Source organism: Streptomyces sp. WAC03905, from assembly GCF_057371075.1.
This window is the reverse complement of the sequence record NZ_JBXYDZ010000003.1, coordinates 2,190,071-2,206,732: the sequence shown is the minus strand read 5'-3', so window position 1 is coordinate 2,206,732 and position 16,662 is coordinate 2,190,071. Positions and strand designations below refer to the sequence as shown.

The window sequence follows — 16,662 nt, the reverse complement described above, 5'->3', positions numbered from 1 at the left end:
CCCCGACCCGCCCGCGACCCGGCCTCACGGCGCGGGCTTCGTGCCCCGTGCGTCCGGCCGGGGTCCGGGCCCGTGACCCGGGCGGGGGTGGGGGCGTTCAGCTGGGGGGTGGTGCCGCCCCCGCCGCGTCGCCGCCCAGCCGAAGCCACCGGAGCGCAGACAAGGCGACCCATGTCCCACCCCGCACCTCCCCGCCCGACCGTCGTGCCCGCGGCCCGCAGGCCCGAGCTGCCGCCCGTGCACGGCGCCGTCATCTGCGTCGCCGCGCCCTGTCTGGTCATCTCGCCCGAACACGGCCAGCTGACCGGGCAGGGGATCGACGGGATCTACCGCTCCGGGCGGCGGCTGCTCTCCCGCTGCGTGCTGCGCGTCGGCGGCCGCGACCCGGTCGCCGTCCTGGGCCGCAGTCTCGGTGCCGACCGGGCCGCCTTCACCGCCACGGTGCGCACCGGGGCCGAGCCCGGCCCCGACCCGGACATCGGGGTGGAGCGGATCCGGCACGCGGACGGCACCGAGCGGATCACCCTGCGCAGCTTCACGGCCCGGCCGGTGCGCCTGCCCGTGGAGCTGAGGCTCGGCACCGACCTCGCGGAACTGGCGGCCGTGGCCGCGGGCGGGGCCCGCCCGGAGCTGCCCGCCGCGGTCCACGCCGCCGGACTGCGCTGGAGCACCGGCGAAGCCCGGGCCGTCACCACGGCGAAGCCGGCCCCGGACGACGCCGTGGCCTCGGCCGGGCTGCTGCGCTGGCAACTCGAACTGGGCCCCGGCGAATCCCGCACCATCGAGCTGCGCACGACGCAGGACCGGGTGGTGCGGGCCCCCGTCGGCCACGTGCTGAACCCACTGGCCGACGCACGGGCCGAGGGGGACGACCCGAGGGCCGAGGCGTGGTTCTGCACCAGCGTCGAGGACCTGCGCGCACTGCTCTCCCGGGATCCGGACGAGCCCGGTGACGCCTTCGCGGCGGCCGGGGTGCCCTGGCGGCTGGGCCTGGCACCGGCCGAGTCGCTCTGGGCCGCCCGCATGGCGCTGCCGCTGGGGACCGGACTGGCCGCCGCCACGCTGCGCATCCTCGCCCGGACCCAGACCGGGGGACACGGCGCCGACTCCGGGAAGATCCCCGGGCCCCTGCGCGGAGCCGGCCCGCAGCTGCCGCCCGCCTGCACCGGCACCGAGGCGACCCTCGCCTTTCCCGCGGTGCTCGCCGAAGCCCGCCTCTGGGGCATGCCGCAGGACGAGGTCGCCCGACTGCTCCCCACCGCCGAACGGTGCCTCGACTGGCTGCGGGGAGCCCTCGGCGAGGACGGGTTCCTCGCCGATCCCGACCCGGGGCCGCGGCGCTGCGAGACCCAGGCCCACGCCCACCGGGCCGCCGTTCTGGGCGCCGATCTCCTCGCCGGATGCGGACGGCCCGGCGCCGAGGAGTGGCGCGAGCGGGCGGCCGCGCTGCGCGAACGGTTCAGGGACGGGTTCTGGATCGACGGCCCCGACGGCGGCCGGCCGGCCTCGGCCCTGCACCCCGACGGGCGTCCCCTGCCGCGGCTGACCGGAGCCGCCGCCCACCTCCTCGACACCGGGCTGGTCAGCGGCGGCCGACTGGCCCCTGGGCTCCTCGACCGGATCCGCACCGAGCAGATGGCCCGGCTCTTCGGCGCCCCCGCCATGGACTGCGGATGGGGGCTGCGGAGCATGGCGCTCAAGGAGCCGGGGCACAACCCGTACGGCCACCGCTCCGGCGCGGTCAGGGCGTACGAGAGCGCCGTCGCCGTGTCCGCACTGGCCTCGGCCGGCTTCGAGAAGGAGGCCGGGGGTCTCCTCAGAGGACTCCTGGACGCGGCCGAAGCCTTCGGGTACCGGCTGCCGGAGATGTTCGCGGCCGAGCAGCGCACCGCCGGCAGCGTCCCCGTCCCGCACCCGGCGGCCTGCCGCCCCGCCGCCGTGGCCGCGGCCGCGGGGGTCCACGTACTGACCGCCCTCGCCGGGATCCGCCCCGACGCCCCGGCGGGCACCGTCGCCCTCGTACCGCTTCCCGGTGCCCCTCTGGGCGCGATCCGCCTCGCGGGGCTCCGGGTGTCGGGAGAGCCCTTCGCGGTCCGCGTCAGCCGGCTCGGCCTCGCCATGGTGGAGGAGGCGGCGGATGCGCTCCAACTGGGCGTCTGACGGGTTCCGGCACGGTCCCGCCCGCCCCGGCCCCGTACGAACCGTGCTGTGCCGACTCGGTCTCGTGCGCGCCGGCGGGCGCCGTTCAGGACCGCCGGGAACCCCCGCCTGCCGCCGGGGCCCCGTCTTCAAGGTCACCAAAGCGCTGTTTATCGTCAGGCAGACGACTATGATCGCGGCATGTCGCCCTACGACCCGTCGGCCTATCCGCCCTTCGCAGTCACCGTCGACCTGGTCGTGCTCACCGTGCGGCGCCACGCGCTCTGCGCGCTGGTCGTCCGGCGGGGTGAGCAGCCGTTCCAGGGGCGCTGGGCGCTGCCCGGCGGATTCGTCCGCGGCGACGAGGACCTCGCGGCCGCCGCCGCCCGGGAGCTCGCCGAGGAAACCGGTCTCTGCGCCCACGACCCGTCCATGCCGGGTGCGGGCAACGGTGCGCACCTCGAACAGCTGGCCACCTACGGTGATCCGAAGCGCGATCCGCGGATGCGGGTCGTCAGCGTGGCGCACCTGGTGCTGGCTCCGGACCTGCCCGCGCCCCGGGCCGGAGGCGATGCCAACAGCGCGCGCTGGGCCCCCGTCGACGAGGTGCTGGCCATGGGCGACGAGGGCGCCGCGGGGCTCGCCTTCGACCACGCCCGGATCCTGGCGGACGGCGTGGAACGGGCCCGCTCGAAGATCGAGTACTCCTCGCTGGCCACCGCCTTCTGCCCGCCCGAGTTCACCGTCGGCGAGCTGCGCCGGGTCTACGAGGCCGTGTGGGGCGTGGCCCTGGACCCGCGGAACTTCCACCGCAAGGTCACCGGAACCCCCGGGTTCCTGGTGCCCGCCGGGGGAACGACGACCCGTCAGGGCGGCCGTCCCGCTCAGCTGTTCCGTGCGGGCGGGGCGACCCTGCTCAACCCGCCGATGCTGCGCCCGGAGGTCTGACTCCGCGGGGACCGGGTCCCGGCCCGGGCTGACCCCGCCTCGGGTGAACCTGACGGAACGATCGGCATTCCATCGGATCGGTTGCGCCGAAAATCGGACATATCGCGTTATCTTGCTTGCGGTACTCACCCTGCCGCAGAGCGGTCTCACCCCCCGCGAGAGAAGCGATGCTCCAGGCCATCGGACTCACCAGCACCCCCCGCACCAACGCCCCGCCCCTCGTGGACGACCTCACCTTCGAGGCCCGCCCCGGGCACGTGACCGCCCTGCTCGGCGAGCCGGGATCGGGCAAGACCACCGCCCTGCGGCTCATGCTCGAACTCGAACCGGGCCGCGGCGTCACCTACTTCCGCGGCCGCCCGCTGCACCGGATCCCCCATCCCGGCCGTGAGGTCGGAGTGGTGCTCGGCGACGTCCCCGGCAACCCGGCGCGCACCGTCCGCAACCAGCTCCGGATGCTCTGCGCCGCCGCCGGGGTTCCCGCTTCCCGTGCCGACACCATGCTCGAGGTCGTCGGCATCGGAGGGTTGCGGGACCAGCGCCTCGGCTCGCTGTCGCTCGGCATGGAGCGACGGGTCGCCCTGGCCTCGGCGCTGCTGGGCGATCCCTGCACCCTGCTCCTCGACGAGCCGGCCGCCGGGCTCTCCCCGCGCGAACGCGGCTGGCTGTACGGACTGCTGCGCGGCCACGCCTCCCTCGGGGGCGCGGTGCTCTTCACCACCGCCGACGCCAAGGAGGCGGCGCGCAGCGCAGACCGGGTCGTCAGCATCGAGGCGGGCCGCCTCGTCGCCGACCAGGAAGCCGCGGACTTCGCGCGGACCCGGCTGAGGCCGCGGGTCGCCGTGCGCACCCCGCACGCGGCCCGGCTGGCCGACGTACTGGGCCGGGAGGCCCGCGCCGCCCAGCGCGCGGTGGAGATCGTCGAGGAGAGCGGCAGTCGCCTGTCGGTGTACGGCAGCAACTGCGCCGAGGTCGGCGAGGCGGCGTTCCGTCACGGCGTACTGGTCCACCAGCTCGCCGACGAGACCGGCGATGCCGGCGCCGCGACGACCGCGGTCCCGCACGCCCGGGCCGGGGCAGGCCCGGCGGCGAGCGCCGCCGGGGACCCGGCCGGTCCGTCCCGCAGCGGCCGCGCCCCGCGGCCTGCCTCGGCCGTACGGCGCGTCGGCGGGCCCCTGCGGCCACTGCGCTACGAGCTGCTCCGCGTCTTCGGCACCGCCACCCCCGTCCTCACCACCGCACTCGTCGTCGTGGTCTCCGTGCTCACCTCCCTCGTGCTCGCGCGGGCCGGGCAGACCCCGCAGAACCGGCTGCTCGCCGCCTGGCCCGAGGTGCTGCCGCTGCCGCCCGCCGCCCTGGGCGCCGGGCTGCTCGGTGCCCTGGCCTTCGGCGAGGAGTACCGCTACCCCGCCCTCGCCGCCGACCGGGGCACCGTGCCGCGCCGGCTGGGGCTGCTCACCGCGAAGCTCGGCGTCTGCGCCGTGCTCGCCCTGCTGCTGGGCGCGCTGGCGGTGACGGCCGACGCCGCCGCCCTGGCGCTCGTCTTCGACAGCGGGGCCCTGCGCACCCCCGTCGAGTGGCTTTCCCCGGCGGCGAGTTGGGCCGGCCTGCTGATCGGCTGCGCCTGGGCCGGCGTACTGGCCTCCGGTGTCTTCCGGTCCGCCACCGCGGGACTCGCGGCGGTGCTCGCCGTACCCGTGGGAGTGGTTCCGCTGGTGGGCAAGGCGCTCGAAGGCCCGTCCGCGTACCCGGTGACGGGGCTGGGGCCCCGACTGCGGGGCCTGTCCTGGGTGCAGTGGCCGCCGGAGGCGGACCGGTTGCTCGTGGGGGCCCTACGGGTGATGACCCAACCCGTCGCGACGGCCCTGGTGTTGTCGCTGATGGTCCTGTTGTGCGCCTATGGGTTCACCGGACTGCGCAGCAGGGTCCGTTGGTGATCGTTCCGGTGCCGGAGCGGTCACGGACGGGACCGTTGCAGTCCGAGTCGCGTCAAGCGGACCGCAACTCCCCGCAATAGGCCCGGTTCTTTACGATAAGTCGTCAATTGCGTAGGTGGCACCGATCACCCTTTCGTGTGCTTTTCACCAAAGACCTCAAGGGTCATGGAGGCACGACCGACAAAGGATTCGTGAGTACCCTTGCGCACACCATGATGACCGCCGCCCGCCATGCCGACTCCGGCCTCGCCGGCGCGGGCGAACTCGACCGCTACCCCTACGCGGAGGCCCCCGGGTCCGACCGCGTCGGAGCACCCCACTGGGACGGCGCCGACGTCGAGTTGAGCCGCGTGGGCCGCCGCGCGGCAGGCAGCCGCGGCCGCGGACTGCACGGCCAACTCGTACAGCAGCTCGGTCAGATGATCGTCTCCGGCGACCTCGGTGCGGACCGCCCCCTGGTCCCCGAGGAGATCGGCCAGCGCTTCGAGGTCTCCCGCACGGTCGTCCGCGAATCGCTGCGGGTCCTGGAGGCCAAGGGCCTCGTCAGTGCCCGTCCCAACGTCGGCACCCGGGTCCGCCCCGTCGCCGACTGGAACCTGCTCGACCCCGACATCATCGAGTGGCGCGCCTTCGGGCCCCAGCGCGACGACCAGCGCCGCGAGCTCGGCGAGCTCCGCTGGACGATCGAGCCGCTCGCCGCCCGCCTCGCCGCCGGCCACGGCCGGCCGGACATCCAGCAGCGCCTGGCCGACATGGTCGAGATCATGGGCCACGCCCTCGGCCAGGGCGACTCGATCACCTTCGCCCGCGCCGACAACGAGTTCCACGCGCTCCTCATCCAGGTCGCCGGCAACCGCATGCTGGAGCACCTCTCCGGCATCGTCTCCGCCGCCCTCCAGGTCTCCGGCAGCCCGATGACCTCCTGCGACCGCCCGAGCGAGACCTGCGTCGCGCACCACGCGCGCATGGTCGAGGCCCTCGCCGCGGGCGACGCGACCGGCGCCGAGAACGCGATGCGCCAGCTCCTGACGGTCCATCCGGAGGTCGAGCGCGTGGTTCCCGCCCCGCGCGAGCACTGACGGGCGGGCGCGCGGGGGTGTACGACACGTCGCCGGGCCCGGCCGGGCCCGGCGACACCGGCGTGGGGACCCCTGCGTGGGGAACTCCTGCATGGGGACCCCTGCGGGGCCGTTTCCGCGTCCGCTCCGGGAACCGCGGATGTGACCGTATGACCGGCACTCGCGCATACGGGGTGTGATTCGGGCCACGAAGATTGGGCGTAACGCTCCGCGAGGTCGCGCGATGACTTAAGAGGTGATGGCCGACGGAGGGAAGACAGCAGCCCTTGGGGGTGCTGTGCAGCTCCCCGGCCCCTGCCCGCGCCGCCGGCCCATCCCCGGTCGGTGGTCGTCGGCTCCGGTCCAGCACCACCAGGCCCGGGGTCGGAAGCCGTTCCCATCGTTCCGAGAGGTTGTTCGTGTCGGCCAGCACATCCCGTACGCTCCCGCCGGAGATCGCCGATTCCGAGTCTGTGATGGCGCTCATCGAGCGGGGCAAGGCCGAGGGGCAGATCGCCGGCGATGACGTGCGTCGGGCCTTCGAGGCTGACCAGATTCCTGCGACCCAGTGGAAGAATGTTCTGCGCAGCCTCAACCAGATCCTCGAGGAAGAGGGTGTGACGCTGATGGTCAGTGCCGCGGAGTCGCCCAAGCGCACCACCCGCAAGAGCGTCGCAGCGAAGAGCCCGGCGAAGCGGACGGCCACCGAGCCCGTCAGGAAGACCGCGGCCAGGACGACGGCGGCGCAGCCCGCCGCCCCCGCGGTCCCGGCGGCCGAGGCGGCGGACCCGCAGGCACCGGACGCCCTGGTCGAGGAAGCCGCCGCGGAGCCCGTGGCCAAGAAGGCGGCCGCGAAGAAGACGGCCGCGAAGAAGGCCGCGCCCGCCAAGAAGGCGGCCGCGAAGAAGACCGCGGCGAAGAAGACCACGGCCAAGAAGGACGCCGACGAGGCCGGCGACGAGGAGAACCCGGACGAGGGTCCCGACGCGGTCAAGGCCGAGGGCGAGGAAGAGGAAGAGGGCGGGGAGAACAAGGGCTTCGTCATCTCGGACGACGAGGACGACGCCCCGGCCCAGCAGGTCGTGGTGGCCGGCGCCACCGCCGACCCGGTCAAGGACTACCTCAAGCAGATCGGCAAGGTCCCCCTCCTCAACGCCGAGCAGGAGGTCGAGCTCGCCAAGCGCATCGAGGCGGGCCTCTTCGCCGAGGACAAGCTGGCGAACTCCGACAAGCTGGCGCCCAAGCTCAAGCGCGAGCTGGAGATCATCGCCGAGGACGGCCGCCGCGCCAAGAACCACCTGCTGGAGGCCAACCTTCGCCTCGTGGTCTCCCTCGCCAAGCGCTACACCGGCCGCGGCATGCTCTTCCTGGACCTGATCCAGGAGGGCAACCTGGGCCTCATCCGCGCGGTCGAGAAGTTCGACTACACCAAGGGCTACAAGTTCTCGACCTACGCGACGTGGTGGATCCGCCAGGCGATCACCCGCGCCATGGCCGACCAGGCCCGCACCATCCGCATCCCCGTACACATGGTCGAGGTCATCAACAAGCTCGCCCGCGTGCAGCGCCAGATGCTCCAGGACCTGGGCCGCGAGCCCACCCCGGAGGAGCTGGCCAAGGAACTCGACATGACCCCCGAGAAGGTCATCGAGGTCCAGAAGTACGGCCGCGAGCCGATCTCCCTGCACACCCCGCTGGGCGAGGACGGCGACAGCGAGTTCGGCGACCTCATCGAGGACTCCGAGGCGGTCGTCCCGGCGGACGCCGTGAGCTTCACGCTCCTGCAGGAGCAGCTGCACTCGGTGCTGGACACCCTCAGTGAGCGCGAGGCGGGCGTGGTGTCCATGCGCTTCGGTCTCACCGACGGCCAGCCGAAGACCCTCGACGAGATCGGCAAGGTCTACGGGGTCACCCGTGAGCGCATCCGCCAGATCGAATCGAAGACGATGTCGAAGCTGCGCCACCCGTCCCGCTCCCAGGTGCTGCGCGACTACCTGGACTGAGCCGGCCGGCGGGCCGCGGCGGGGCCGCGGCGGAGGAGGGCGCCCGCCCCGTCGCAGCAGATGTGGCGGCGGCCGCGCGGGTGCGCTCGGCCACCGGGCATCCCACTCTGGGTGGAGTCATGCACACTCGGAGTCAGGAGGCCCCATGCGTCGTCCCTTTTCCCGTGTCCTGGCGGGCGCGCTGACCCTGGCGGCGGGAGCGGCCGCGGGGCCGCTGGCCCAGACGCCCCAGGCGGTCGCGGACAGTGTGGTGATCGGCGGGAAGCCGGTGAAGGCGGCCGACAGCCCCTGGGTGGTGGCCCTGGCCAGCCGTGACCGGTTCGGGGGTACGCGGGACGGACAGTTCTGCGGGGGCGTCGTCGTGGCCCCGACCCGGGTCGTCACCGCTGCCCACTGCCTGGGGCGGCAGGTGCTCGGCGGCCCCGTCGAGTCCGTGTCCGACTTCCGCGTGATCGCGGGCCGCACGGAGCTCCGGGCGGCCGACGGCCGGGAGATCGCGGTCCGCGGGGCGCGCGTGAACCCCGACTACGACCCGCAGAGCAATGCGGGGGACCTCGCCGTGCTGGAGCTGGCGGAAGCCGTGCCGGCCCACCACGTGCTGCCCATGGCGGAGGCCGGGCACCCCGCGTACCGGGCGGGCACCGAGGCGGCGGTCTACGGCTGGGGCGACACGAGCGGGTTCGGTGATTACGCCTACGCCCTGCGGGCCGCCCGCGTGACGGTTCTGGCGGACGAGGTCTGCGGGCGCGCGTACCCGGGGGACGCGGACGGACAGTACCGGGCCGAATCCATGGTGTGTGCGGGAGACGGCGCGGGCGGCAAGGACGCCTGCCAGGGCGACAGCGGGGGGCCGCTGGTCGCGCAGGGGCGGCTCATCGGGCTGGTCTCCTGGGGACGGGGCTGCGGACGCGCCGACAGCCCCGGCGTCTACACGCGCGTCGCCCCGCTGGCCGGCTTCGTGACGGCTCCGGAGAGGGCCGCTCAGCCGGTCGGGGGCCAGAAGGCCGGGCAGAGCCCTCGCGGGAGCTCCGGGGCGCGGGCAGAGGCCGTGCAGGGCCGTCCGGCGCGGTAGCCGGGCGCGGACACGAGGACGGGCGGCACCTCTGGGTCTCAGAGGTGCCGCCCGTCGACCGGCCTGGCCGGTCCTGGCTCGTCGGATGCGAGGTTCGGCCGGTGTGTCAGCGGTCCTCGGGTTCGGCGTGGGCAGCCGGAGCGGACGTGAGCCGCTCGGTCTCATCCTGTATTTCCGCGGCGATCTTCTTGAGTTCCGGCTCGAACTTGCGACCGTGGTGGGCGCAGAAGAGCAGTTCTCCGCCGCTCAGCAGGACGACGCGCAGATATGCCTGGGCGCCGCAACGGTCGCATCGGTCAGCGGCCGTCAGCGGGGTCGCGGGTGTCAGAACAGTAGTCACGTCGCCTCTTCTCTAGCTCGACGAGCTGTCGTACCAGGGTCAACATCCAACCAGGCCGAAAACGTTCCCGCTCGCGGCTTTTCCTCGAAACTTCCTTCCGAAGCTGGCCGGCTGTTGCCGGTTGGCGGCGAAGGAGCCGTATTGCGTTGCTTTACGGTTTCGCGTTGTCACTCGTGCGCTTGTTGCAGTTCCATCCTCCCCGGCGTGAGTGCCAGGTTGTTCATGAGGACGTGCCCGAACCCTAAATGGTTCATGCGCGGAAGGGAACGTGATGTTTCCTTCACCCGCCCGGGGGATCGAACATCCGTACGGATCTGCACTAGGCTGAGGAAAGCGCGAGGGTGGCGTTGCATCGGCTCTACCTGGCCTCGGTACCCTTCGACGGGCACCCGAGCCACCCCTGCGCCCGACCGGGCCAGAAAAGAAATTCAGCGAGGAGCGAACTGCGTGACCGCCGACACGTCCGTGCCTTCCAGCGCGCTGCTGTCCGGAGCAGACCGGGACGGTTCCAACTACACCGCGCGGCACCTGCTCGTCCTCGAGGGGCTGGAGGCCGTCCGCAAGCGACCCGGCATGTATATCGGCTCCACCGACAGCCGGGGCCTCATGCACTGCCTGTGGGAGATCATCGACAATTCCGTCGACGAGGCCCTCGGCGGCTACTGCGACCACATCGAGGTCATCCTCCACGAGGACTCCTCGGTCGAGGTCAGGGACAACGGGCGCGGCATCCCGGTGGACGTCGAGCCCAAGACCGGCCTGTCCGGGGTCGAGGTCGTCATGACCAAGCTGCACGCGGGCGGCAAGTTCGGCGGCGGCTCGTACGCGGCCTCCGGCGGCCTGCACGGCGTCGGCGCCTCCGTGGTCAACGCCCTCTCCGCCCGCCTGGACGTCGAGGTCGACCGGGGCAGCTCCACGCACGCCATCAGCTTCCGCCGCGGCGTCCCCGGCATGTTCACCGAGCAGGGCCCCGAGAGCCCCTTCGACCCGGCGAACGGCCTGCGCAAGGTCAAGCGCATCGCCAAGGGCAGGACCGGTACCAGGATCCGGTACTGGGCCGACCGCCAGATCTTCCTCAAGGACGCCCGTCTCAGCCTGGAGACGCTCTACCAGCGTGCCCGGCAGACGGCCTTCCTCGTCCCCGGTCTGACCCTGGTCGTCCGCGACGAGCGGGCCATAGACGGCGCCGGCAAGACCGAGGAGACCTTCCGCTACGACGGCGGCATCAGCGAGTTCTGCGAGTACCTCGCCCAGGACAAGGCCGCCTGCGACGTGCTGCGGCTGAGCGGATCGGGCACCTTCAAGGAGACCGTCCCGGTCCTCGACGACCGCGGCCACATGACCCCCACCGAGGTCACCCGCGAGCTCGGCGTGGACATCGCCCTGCGCTGGGGCACGGGCTACGAGACCAGCATCAAGTCCTTCGTGAACATCATCGCCACCCCCAAGGGCGGCACCCACGTCACCGGTTTCGAACGCTCGGTGACCAAGACCGTCAACGAGGTGCTGCGCTCGGCCAAGCTGCTGCGCGTCGCCGAGGACGACGTGGTCAAGGACGATGCCCTGGAGGGCATGACGGCCGTCGTGACCGTCCGGCTGGCCGAACCCCAGTTCGAGGGTCAGACGAAGGAGGTGCTCGGCACCTCCGCCGCCACCCGGATCGTCGCAGCCGTGGTCGCCAAGGAACTCAAGGCCTTCCTGACCTCCACGAAGCGCGACGACAAGCAGCAGGCCCGCGCCGTGATGGAGAAGATCGTCGCGGCCGCCCGGACCCGGATCGCGGCCCGCCAGCACAAGGAGGCGCAGCGCCGCAAGACCGCGCTGGAGACCTCCTCGCTCCCCGCCAAGCTGGCCGACTGCCGCAGCGACGACGTGGACCGCAGCGAGCTCTTCATCGTCGAGGGCGACTCCGCCCTCGGCACCGCCAAGCTCGCACGGAACTCCGAATTCCAGGCGCTCCTGCCCATCCGCGGCAAGATCCTCAACGTCCAGAAGTCCTCGGTCTCGGACATGCTCAAGAACGCCGAGTGCGGCGCGATCATCCAGGTCATAGGAGCCGGCTCGGGCCGGACCTTCGACATCGACGCCGCCCGCTACGGCAAGATCGTGCTGCTCGTCGACGCCGATGTGGACGGCGCGCACATCCGCTGCCTGCTGCTCACGCTCTTCCAGCGCTACATGCGCCCGATGGTCGAGGCCGGCCGGGTCTTCGCGGCCGTACCGCCGCTGCACCGGATCGAGCTGGTGCAGCCGAAGCGGGGCCAGGACAAGTACGTCTACACGTACTCGGACAACGAGCTGCGCCAGACCCTGCTGGAGTACCAGCGCAAGAACATCCGGTACAAGGACTCGATCCAGCGCTACAAGGGCCTCGGCGAGATGGACGCGGACCAGCTGGCGGAGACCACCATGGACCCCCGCTTCCGCACCCTGCGCCGGATCAACATCGGCGACCTCGACTCCGCCGAGCAGGTCTTCGACCTGCTCATGGGCAACGAGGTGGCCCCGCGCAAGGAGTTCATCACGAGCTCCGCGGCGACCCTGGACCGCTCCCGCATCGACGCCTGAGCAGGAGGGCACCGGAGGCCGGCGGCACCCGACGAGGGCGGGCGCCACGGCACACCGGTGCCCTTCGCTCCATCACCTGTTGGAGTGAAGAGCACCGGTACACCAGTCCGGAAACCGTCCATTCCGCACATCCTTGTGGGCACGCGGCCAATGCGGCAGCGGACAAGGAGAGTTCGGTGGACAAGCACGAAGGGCGTGATGCCGGAACGATCCGGCTGGACGACCCCTGGTACGACGCGCTGGCCGTCGGCTGGGGCGAGGGCGAGGAGCCGGCGCCGCCGCGGCCGGTCCCGGTCGTCGGCCCGGCGCCCGGCGCGTCCGACATCTACCTGGAAGTGCAGCGCAGCGCCGCCTTCCAGGAGGTCCGGAGCCGCTATCGCCGGTTCGTCGTCCCCGCGACCGCCGGGTTCTTCCTCTGGTACGTCGCCTACGTCGTCGCCGCGACGGCCGCGCCGGGCCTGATGGGCCGCCCCGTCCTGGGTGCGGTCAACGTGGCCATGCTGGCGGGGCTCGGCCAGTTCCTCAGCACCTTCCTGCTCACCTGGGCCTACGCCCGGCACGCCCGCCTGCGCCGGGACCGGGCGGCGCTCGACCTGCGCTGGACCGTCTTCGAGCAGGAACGCGGCCAGGAGCGGACCCGGGCGAGGAGGGCGGGCCGGTGACGAGCGAGCACCAGACCCTCGCGCTGCTGCTGTTCAGCCTGTTCATCGCGGTGACCCTGGGCATCACCACCTGGGTCAGTCGCAACCGGCACGGGTCGGCCGAGGAGTTCTACGCCGGCGGCCGGCTCTTCTCACCGATGGAGAACGGTTTCGCCATCGCGGGCGACTACATGTCCGCGGCCTCGTTCCTCGGCATCTCCGGCCTGATCGCCCTCTTCGGCTACGACGGCCTGCTCTACTCGGTCGGATTCCTCGTCGCCTGGCTCGTGGTGCTCTTCCTCGTCGCCGAACTGGTGCGCAACTGCGGGCGCTTCACCCTCGCCGACGTGGTCGCCGCCCGGATGAGCGAGCGCCCGGTGCGGATCGCCGCCGGCATCTCCTCGGTCGTCGTCTCCGTGCTCTACCTCGTCGCGCAGATGGTCGGAGCGGGCAGCCTCGTGGGGCTGCTGCTCGGGAACTCGAGCGCCGCGGCCCGCACCCTCACCGTGATCGGGGTCGGCGCCCTGATGGTCGTCTACGTGTCCTTCGGCGGCATGCGCGCCACCACCTGGATCCAGATCGTGAAGGCCGTGCTGCTGATGGGCGGCGCGATCACCCTGACGGTGCTCGTACTGCTGCGCTTCCACGGCGACTTCGACCGGCTGCTCACCACCGCGGCCGACCGCAGCGGGTACGGACTCGACTTCCTCGCTCCCGGCCTCAAGTACGGCGGCGACTGGACGGCCCGTTTCGACTTCATGAGCCTCGGCCTCGCCCTGGTCCTGGGAACCGCCGGGCTGCCGCACATCCTGTCGCGCTTCTACACCGTGCCCACCGCCCGGGCGGCGCGCCGCTCGGTGGTCTGGGCGATCGCGCTGATCGGCGGCTTCTACCTGATGACCATCGTGCTCGGCTTCGGGGCGGCGGCCCTGGTCGGGCCGGACGAGGTGCGTGCCTCCAACGCTTCGGGGAACACGGCCGTTCCGCTGCTCGCGGCCTTCCTCGGCGGGGGCGCCGAAACGACCGGTGGCGCCGTGCTGTTCGCCTTCGTCGCCGCCATCGCCTTCGCCACCATCCTGGCCGTGGTGGCGGGCATCACCCTGGCCTCGTCCGCCTCCGTCGCACACGACCTGTACGCCTCGCTCAAGCGCAGGCGGGCCAGGCAGCGCAGCGAGGTTTCGGTGGCCCGGGGCGCGGCCGTGGGCATCGGGGCGGTGGCCATCGCCCTCGGGCTGCTCGCCCAGGACCTCAACGTGGCGTTCCTGGTGGGGCTGGCCTTCGCGGTGGCCGCGTCCGCGAACCTCCCGGTGCTGCTGTACTCGCTGTTCTGGCGCGGATTCACCACGCGCGGCGCCGTCTGGTCGGTCTACGGGGGCCTGGTCCCGGCGGTGCTCCTCGTGCTGGTCTCGCCCGTGGTGTCGGGCAGCCCGGAGTCGCTGTTCCCGGGCGTGGACTTCCAGCTCTTCCCGCTCCAGAACCCGGGGATCGTCTCGATCCCGCTGGGCTTCCTGGCCGGCTGGCTGGGCACGGTCACCTCGGGCGAGGAGCCCGACGAGGCGAAGCACGCGGAGACCGAGGTCCGCGCGCTGACGGGTGCCGGAGCGGTCTGAGCGCGGGCGTCAGGCCGGTCCGTCCGAGGGGAGCCAGGTGTAGCGGTGCTCCGGGCGGCCGGTCTCGCCGTAGCGCAGCGCCAGGGTGACGCGGCCGTTGCGGTCGAGGAGCTTCAGGTAGCGCTGGGCGGTCTGGCGGCTGATGCCCGCGCGGTCGGCGATCTGCTGGGTGGACAGCGGGCCCCCGGCCGTGCGCAGGACCTGCCGGACCAGTTCCGCCGTGGTGGGGGAGTGGCCCTTGGGGAGCTCGTTCACGGAGCCCGCGCCGGCCAGGGCGCCGAAGATCCGGTCCACCTCGGCCTGTTCGGCCTCGCCGCCCGTGTCCAGGGCGCGGCGCAGCGAACCGTACGCCTCCAGGCGGGTGCGCAGTCCGGCGAAGGTGAAGGGCTTGACGAGGTACTGGAGGGCGCCGAGGCGCATGGCGGCCTGCACGGTGGCCAGGTCACGGGCGGCGGTGACCATGATCACATCGGTGCCGTGACCCCGCTGGCGCAGGCGGCGGACCAGGTCGAGGCCGTTCTCGTCGGGAAGGTAGTGGTCGAGGAGGACCAGGTCCACCGGGTGGGCGGAGAGGAAGTCCAGGGCCTCGGCCGCCGAATGGGCCTGCGCCGTCACCCGGAAACCGGGAACCTTCGCGACGTACGCCGCGTTGATCCGGGCAACACGCATGTCGTCGTCGACGACCAATACGTGGATCGGGGTCTCGTTCATCGCAGGGCCTCCGGGAGTACGACGGAGAATTCCGCCCCTCCGTCCGCTGCTTCACCGGCCCGGGCGCTGCCGCCCTGCCGCTCCGCGAGGCGGCGTACGAGGGCGAGGCCCAGCCCGCGCTCGCGGTGGGCCCGGGGCTGCTTGGTCGACCAGCCCTCGGTGAAGATCTCCTCCCGGCGCGCGGCGGGCACCCCGGGGCCGCTGTCGCGCACCCGCAGCACGGCGGTCCGCCCCTCCGCGCGCAGCTCCACCTCGACCAGGGGCGCGGCCCCGCCCGCGGCGGCGTCCAGGGCGTTGTCCACCAGATTGCCGACGATCGTGACGAGCCCGCCGGGGTCGACCAGGCGGTCGGGGAGGAGGGTGGCCGCGGCCAGCCGCAGGGGGATCCCGCGCTCGGCGGCGACGGTGGCCTTGCCGACGAGGAGGGCGGCCAGGAGCGGGTCGTGGACCTTCTCGGTGACCTGCTCGGCGGTCGTGCGGTGCACCCCGACGACCTCCGTCACGAATTCCACCGCCTCCTCGTGCAGGCCCAGTTCCAGCAGGCCGAGGAGGGTGTGGAGGCGGTTGGCGTGCTCGTGGTCCTGGGCGCGCAGGGCGTCGATGAGGCCGCGGGTGGAGTCGAGTTCGCGGCTCAGGTGCTCCAGTTCGGTGCGGTCGCGCAGGGTGGCGACGGCGCCGCCGTCGGCGGTGGGCATGCGGTTGGCGACCAGGACCCGGGGGCCCTGGACGGTGAGCAGGTCCCGGCCCGTCACCCGGCCGGAGAGCACGTCGGCGGTGCGGCCGGCGCCGAGGACGTCGTCGAGCGGGCGTCCGGCGAAGGTGCCGGGGGCGTCGGGGGTGAGGCCCAGCAGGCGGGCGGCCTCGTCGTTGACCAGCCGCACCCGCCCGTCGGGGGCGAGCGCGATCACGCCTTCGCGGATGGAGTGCAGCATCGCCTCGCGTTCGGCGAGCAGACCGGCGATGTCGGAGAAGGCCAGATCGCGGGTCTGGCGTTGGATCCTGCGGGAAAGGAGGTAGGCGGCGAGGGCGCCCGCGGCCAGGGCCCCGCCCGCGTGGGCGAGCAGACCGGGGACGGCGCCGAGCAGCCGGTCGCGGACGCTGTCGTAGGCGATGCCGACGGAGACCGCGCCGACGATCTCGCCGTCGGCGGCGACGAGCGGGACCTTGCCGCGGGCGGAGCGGCCCAGGGTGCCGTCGTCGATCTCCATGACCTCGCGGCCGGCCAGGGCGTCGCCCGGGTCGGTGGAGACGGGCAGCCCGATCCGCTCGGGGTCCGGGTGCGAGCGGCGGATGCCGTTCAGGTCCAGGACGACGACGTACTCCGCGCCGGTCGCCCGGCGGATCCGCTCGGCCGAGGCTTGCACCGCACTGTCCGGCGACGCCGGTGTGTTCAGGAGGCCGGCGGCGATCGCGGGGTCGGCCGCGGTGCTCTGCGCGATGACCAGCGCGCGGCGCATGGCCTGGTCGTCGAGCTGGGCGCCGAGCGGTGCCAGGAACAGGCCCGTGGCCAGGACCACCACCCCGGCGGCGATGGCCAGCTGGGTCAGCAGGATCTGCGAGACCGCCCGTCTGGGCAGCCCGAGGCGCCGAGCGCTCATGTGGGGGAACCGCATGGACAGCAACGGTAGGTCGGCC

12 protein-coding genes are annotated in these 16,662 nt (G+C 73.0%); 9 read left to right on the top strand and 3 right to left on the bottom strand.

Annotated features, from left to right (window positions below):
• Positions 1 to 171: 171 nt before the first annotated feature.
• The 6 genes from AC2RP6_RS12280 (at position 172) to AC2RP6_RS12255 (ending at position 9,157) form a co-directional block, all read left to right on the top strand.
• Positions 172 to 2,160 carry a glycogen debranching N-terminal domain-containing protein gene (locus AC2RP6_RS12280; protein ID WP_486446270.1) on the top strand — a complete coding sequence of 663 codons (1,989 nt, stop codon included), beginning with the start codon at positions 172 to 174 and terminating at the stop codon, positions 2,158 to 2,160.
• 180 nt (positions 2,161 to 2,340) lie between these two features.
• A complete protein-coding gene (locus AC2RP6_RS12275; RefSeq protein ID WP_486446269.1) occupies positions 2,341 to 3,087 on the top strand; it encodes an NUDIX hydrolase in 747 nt (248 codons plus the stop codon).
• A gap of 167 nt (positions 3,088 to 3,254) precedes the next feature.
• Positions 3,255 to 5,024: an ATP-binding cassette domain-containing protein gene (locus AC2RP6_RS12270; protein ID WP_486446268.1), complete on the top strand. Its 1,770-nt coding sequence runs from the start codon at positions 3,255 to 3,257 to the stop codon at positions 5,022 to 5,024.
• A gap of 137 nt (positions 5,025 to 5,161) precedes the next feature.
• Complete coding sequence (locus AC2RP6_RS12265; RefSeq protein ID WP_125540414.1) at positions 5,162 to 6,103, top strand: FadR/GntR family transcriptional regulator; 942 nt, start codon at positions 5,162 to 5,164, stop codon at positions 6,101 to 6,103.
• Positions 6,104 to 6,501: 398 nt separating this feature from the next.
• Positions 6,502 to 8,085 carry an RNA polymerase sigma factor gene (locus tag AC2RP6_RS12260; protein ID WP_486446267.1) on the top strand — a complete coding sequence of 528 codons (1,584 nt, stop codon included), beginning with the start codon at positions 6,502 to 6,504 and terminating at the stop codon, positions 8,083 to 8,085.
• Positions 8,086 to 8,230: 145 nt separating this feature from the next.
• Positions 8,231 to 9,157 carry a serine protease gene (locus AC2RP6_RS12255; protein ID WP_486446266.1) on the top strand — a complete coding sequence of 309 codons (927 nt, stop codon included), beginning with the start codon at positions 8,231 to 8,233 and terminating at the stop codon, positions 9,155 to 9,157.
• A 106-nt stretch (positions 9,158 to 9,263) separates the two neighbouring features.
• On the opposite strand, the gene AC2RP6_RS12250 is transcribed toward AC2RP6_RS12255, so the two are convergent.
• The gene (locus tag AC2RP6_RS12250; protein ID WP_030028922.1) at positions 9,264 to 9,497 is read right to left on the bottom strand and encodes a DUF7455 domain-containing protein; all 234 of its coding nucleotides are present in this window, start codon (positions 9,495 to 9,497) and stop codon (positions 9,264 to 9,266) included.
• A 447-nt stretch (positions 9,498 to 9,944) separates the two neighbouring features.
• On the opposite strand from AC2RP6_RS12250, the gene AC2RP6_RS12245 reads away from it, so the two are divergent.
• The 3 genes from AC2RP6_RS12245 to AC2RP6_RS12235 all read left to right on the top strand — a co-directional run bounded on the left by AC2RP6_RS12245 (position 9,945) and on the right by AC2RP6_RS12235 (position 14,316).
• A complete protein-coding gene (locus AC2RP6_RS12245; RefSeq protein WP_486446265.1) occupies positions 9,945 to 12,065 on the top strand; it encodes a DNA gyrase/topoisomerase IV subunit B in 2,121 nt (706 codons plus the stop codon).
• Positions 12,066 to 12,241: 176 nt separating this feature from the next.
• Positions 12,242 to 12,727, top strand: a complete 486-nt coding sequence (locus tag AC2RP6_RS12240) for a DUF485 domain-containing protein (protein WP_486446264.1) — start codon at positions 12,242 to 12,244, stop codon at positions 12,725 to 12,727.
• Positions 12,724 to 14,316, top strand: a complete 1,593-nt coding sequence (locus AC2RP6_RS12235) for a solute symporter family protein (RefSeq protein WP_486446263.1) — start codon at positions 12,724 to 12,726, stop codon at positions 14,314 to 14,316. Before AC2RP6_RS12240 ends, AC2RP6_RS12235 begins: the two co-directional genes overlap by 4 nt.
• 9 nt (positions 14,317 to 14,325) lie before the next feature.
• Here AC2RP6_RS12235 and AC2RP6_RS12230 read toward each other — a convergent pair whose 3' ends face one another.
• Positions 14,326 to 15,027 carry a DUF7342 family protein gene (locus AC2RP6_RS12230; RefSeq protein ID WP_486446262.1) on the bottom strand — a complete coding sequence of 234 codons (702 nt, stop codon included), beginning with the start codon at positions 15,025 to 15,027 and terminating at the stop codon, positions 14,326 to 14,328.
• A complete protein-coding gene (locus AC2RP6_RS12225; RefSeq protein WP_486446261.1) occupies positions 15,024 to 16,625 on the bottom strand; it encodes an ATP-binding protein in 1,602 nt (533 codons plus the stop codon). Before AC2RP6_RS12225 ends, AC2RP6_RS12230 begins: the two co-directional genes overlap by 4 nt.
• Positions 16,626 to 16,662 lie beyond the last annotated feature (37 nt).

What these genes read in the sequence shown, in the direction of transcription:
- AC2RP6_RS12280 (WP_486446270.1), top strand. Translation starts at nt 172, where the DNA reads ATGTCCCACCCCGCACCTCCCCGCCCGACCGTCGTGCCCGCGGCCCGC.
- AC2RP6_RS12275 (WP_486446269.1), top strand. Translation starts at nt 2,341, where the DNA reads ATGTCGCCCTACGACCCGTCGGCCTATCCGCCCTTCGCAGTCACCGTC.
- AC2RP6_RS12270 (WP_486446268.1), top strand. Translation starts at nt 3,255, where the DNA reads ATGCTCCAGGCCATCGGACTCACCAGCACCCCCCGCACCAACGCCCCG.
- AC2RP6_RS12255 (WP_486446266.1), top strand. Translation starts at nt 8,231, where the DNA reads ATGCGTCGTCCCTTTTCCCGTGTCCTGGCGGGCGCGCTGACCCTGGCG.
- AC2RP6_RS12230 (WP_486446262.1), bottom strand. Translation starts at nt 15,027, where the DNA reads ATGAACGAGACCCCGATCCACGTATTGGTCGTCGACGACGACATGCGT.
- AC2RP6_RS12225 (WP_486446261.1), bottom strand. Translation starts at nt 16,625, where the DNA reads ATGAGCGCTCGGCGCCTCGGGCTGCCCAGACGGGCGGTCTCGCAGATC.